We start from the raw sequence: 3,176 nt of genomic DNA, 5'->3' as shown, positions 1-3,176 counted from the left end.
TTTTATAATTGAGATAGTTTGTGCCGCTTAAATAAAGAGGTTTTGATAACCAAATTAAAGCAGCTCTAAAGAGTTTTGAGTTAAAAGTTAAACTTCAAGTTTTCATTCAGGACAAATGTACTGATTAACTAATTTTCCCCAAAAAATTAGTTAACCCATCATTATAACATATAATTAATTTGCAAGAGTTCTATTCTTTAGAACAGCATCTTTTGTTAGTTATCTATGTAGAAAAAGGAAAAAGAAACTGGATAATTTCTGCTCGTCAAGCTACTAGAAATGAAAGGAAACTCTATGAACAAACCAGAAGATGAATATAGCTTAAAACTGCCTCCCCGTCTTGAAGAGACAATCTCTCTGGATATTCCAAAAGATACCTTAGCCGCCATAAAAAAAGTAGCTGCTAATCGAGATATGTCTTATGAAGCACTGCTGAAGCTGTATATTGGACAAGGACTAAGACAGGATTTAACCAAATTGTTTTCTAACCGTATATTAGAGACAACAGCACAGGTTTTAGCTAAGCATATTGACTCAGAAGCAGAAATATCGAGTATCATAGAAGAAATCCTTGCTCAAACAACTTATCACTAAAGGAACATGAAAGAACAAATCAAAGAACGCATCCAACAACTCAAAGCCGAATATGAGTCCGGTCAAAAGATGTTAGAGCCGTAGGTTGGGTTGAGCAATAATAACTCTTGTCTATCAAATGTTATCGACGCTTGAGCGAAACCCAACTGCACCGATGTCTTGAAGAATGTTGGGTTTCACTCAAACCATTAACTCGAGCAGTTTTGTCCCAAGTATTAAATCGCTCAACCCAACCTATAAGCTTTACTTGCAAAGACTTATTGATTTTTTAGGAAATAACCCATGAAAAAAATGCCCGATGAAAAAACCTTATTAGCCATGCTAGAACAGTTCAAAATTGCTGAACAACAAGCGAGGTAGATTTGTGAAATATCAACAGAAGTAGCCTTAAAATATCAACAGCGAATGCGAGAACTTAGGGAAGCAAAACAACAGAGCGAACACTGAATCAGCAACAAAAAAACTCCGTGTCCTCTGTGTCTCTGTGGTGTTTATTAGAATTTTATTTAACCCATAAAAGGCGGTAAATGTAAATGGCTTATAGCAATTTTAAATTAGATGAATTAGTGAAAATTTTTGATTTAACCATTCGGGAAAACTCTGAACTATTCGACCCCATTCCAGAAATAGAGTGTAGTGAACATTTAATAACAACACTTCAGGAAACAGTCGATTTAGCAGTGGCTATTAATACCGAAAAAGCTCGTTCAGAAATGATTATTGCTCCTGTCTTATTAGAATTACGAAGGAAATTAAAACACCAAATCAGTCTATTTTCTGGAGTTGACTTTACTGTCGATTTCAACCAAGGATTGAACGGTGTTTGCGACTTTATTATCAGTAAAAATCCAGAGCAGCTATTTATTCGTCAGCCAATTATCACAATTGTCGAGGCGAAAAATGAAAACTTAAACTCAGGATTTGGTCAGTGTATCGCTGAAGCGATTGCCGCTCAAATCTTCAACCAACAAGAAGGTAATGAAATTGCTGTAATTTACGGAGTAGTGACGACTGGAACTATCTGGAGATTTTTAAGACTTGTAGATAAAACCGTTGAGATTGATTTGAGTGAGTATTACATTAAAGACATCAACAAAATTTTAGGCATCTTATACTATGCTATCATCAATAAAGAGCCAGGAGAGTAGATGATTTATGAAACCAGCGATAATTAATCTGCCCAACCATTGCAAAATCAGCCAACAACAGTTTAAAAAACTAGCAATAGCCAACCGAGATCTCCGCCTTGAACGCAGTAATACCGGCGAATTAATCATGATGTCACCTACTGGAGGAAGCACAGGGAAATACAACGTTAAACTCGCCAGTCGTTTTGTCATTTGGAACGAACAAACCCAATTAGGAGAGGTTTTTGATTCCTCCACAGCATTTAGCCTTCCCAATGGCGCAAACCGTTCTCCTGATGTCGCTTGGGTTAGTCGAGAACGATGGAATTGTCTAACCCGCGAACAACAAGATACCTTTCCCCCATTATGTCCTGATTTTGTCTTAGAATTGCGCTCTAAAACAGACAAGATGAAACCCTTACGGGAGAAAATGCAGGAATACCTAGCCAACAAAATGCGCTTAGGCTGGTTAATTGATACCAAAAATAAACTTGTCGAAATTTATCGCGCTGATCAACCCGTAGAAGTTTTAAAGAAGCCTGCTACTTTATCAGGAGAAGATATTTTACCCGGATTTGTTCTTAATTTACAATTTTTGTGGTACGATCTAGAAACCCTAGTTTAAAAACTAACTTTTCCCACGATTTATTCCTATGAAAGAACAAATCAAAGAACGCATCGAACAACTCAAAGCCGAATATGAATCTGGTCAAAAAATGTTAGCTGATTTAGAAACACAAGGAGCGAATCTAAGAAATACCATGCTGCGCATTAGTGGCGCTATTCAAGTATTAGAAGAATTACTCGCTAAAACCGAGGAAGAAGAAAATCTTGACATTGTTGAAATAGCCGACATTAAAGATGATTGACCACAACCAAAAAACTCTGTGTCCTCTGTGTCTCTGTGGTGTTTATTATGGTTATCGAGGCTAATAAAGCCTGGTTGGAAAATCTATTACCAGCTTTACAGTGGTTAGACAAACTGCTAGAAAAAGCAGTGGTTGCCGCTCAAGCAACCTATACCAAAGACTTAACAACTGAAGCCTATCAAGGTCTTTATCTCACTCAGGAAGATGTCGAGCAATTGTTAGTGCGCCAGCCAGGAGATCCTGTGCTGAAACTCAGAGGAGAAGCTTGGGAGCCATCCTTTTCTGAGTTAGCCGACAAAGCATCCCGCCTAGCCTGGCTCAAGCAAACCTTTGACCTGTCCGTCTTCGACCTAGCGCTAGTGGTAATTGCCCTCGCTCCCGAACTCGACCTGCGCTACGAAAGGCTTTACGCCTACCTCCAGGACGACGTAACTCGCAGGCGACCCACAGTAGATCTCGCCCTCAACCTGCTGTGTTCTTCAGTTCAAGGGGTGACAGAGGGGCTACAAGCTAGATAGAGCGGGGAGTCTAGCCAAACGACCCCCTAAAGAAATAGAGTGGTTAGGACAACCACTCAAAAATTAAA

At 38.9% G+C, this 3,176-nt stretch carries 5 protein-coding genes; all 5 read left to right on the top strand.

Translation table 11 applies throughout. From position 1 onward, the window contains the following. The first annotated feature begins 294 nt into the window (after positions 1 to 294). The 5 genes from H6F92_RS00510 to H6F92_RS00490 all read left to right on the top strand — a co-directional run bounded on the left by H6F92_RS00510 (position 295) and on the right by H6F92_RS00490 (position 3,108). Entirely contained in the window at positions 295 to 594 is a 300-nt protein-coding gene (locus tag H6F92_RS00510; RefSeq protein ID WP_190356410.1) for a hypothetical protein, read from the top strand. A 533-nt stretch (positions 595 to 1,127) separates the two neighbouring features. Next, positions 1,128 to 1,742, top strand: coding sequence for a hypothetical protein (locus H6F92_RS00505; protein WP_190356409.1), 615 nt, complete (start codon positions 1,128 to 1,130; stop codon positions 1,740 to 1,742). Positions 1,743 to 1,749: 7 nt separating this feature from the next. Next, positions 1,750 to 2,346: a Uma2 family endonuclease gene (locus H6F92_RS00500; RefSeq protein WP_190356408.1), complete on the top strand. Its 597-nt coding sequence runs from the start codon at positions 1,750 to 1,752 to the stop codon at positions 2,344 to 2,346. A gap of 28 nt (positions 2,347 to 2,374) precedes the next feature. Then, positions 2,375 to 2,590 (top strand): hypothetical protein, encoded by a 216-nt coding sequence (locus H6F92_RS00495; protein ID WP_190356407.1) that lies wholly within the window; start codon positions 2,375 to 2,377, stop codon positions 2,588 to 2,590. After that, on the top strand, positions 2,587 to 3,108 hold the full coding sequence (locus H6F92_RS00490) for a hypothetical protein (RefSeq protein WP_190356406.1): 522 nt from the start codon (positions 2,587 to 2,589) through the stop codon (positions 3,106 to 3,108). Before H6F92_RS00495 ends, H6F92_RS00490 begins: the two co-directional genes overlap by 4 nt. Positions 3,109 to 3,176: the final 68 nt, after the last annotated feature.

The sequence above is a fragment of the Microcystis wesenbergii FACHB-1317 genome (genome assembly GCF_014696875.1).
In the GTDB taxonomy this organism is placed as follows: Bacteria; Cyanobacteriota; Cyanobacteriia; order Cyanobacteriales; family Microcystaceae; genus Microcystis; species Microcystis wesenbergii_A.
Note: the sequence above shows the minus strand (reverse complement) of the source record. Positions and strands in the feature narration are given on the sequence as shown.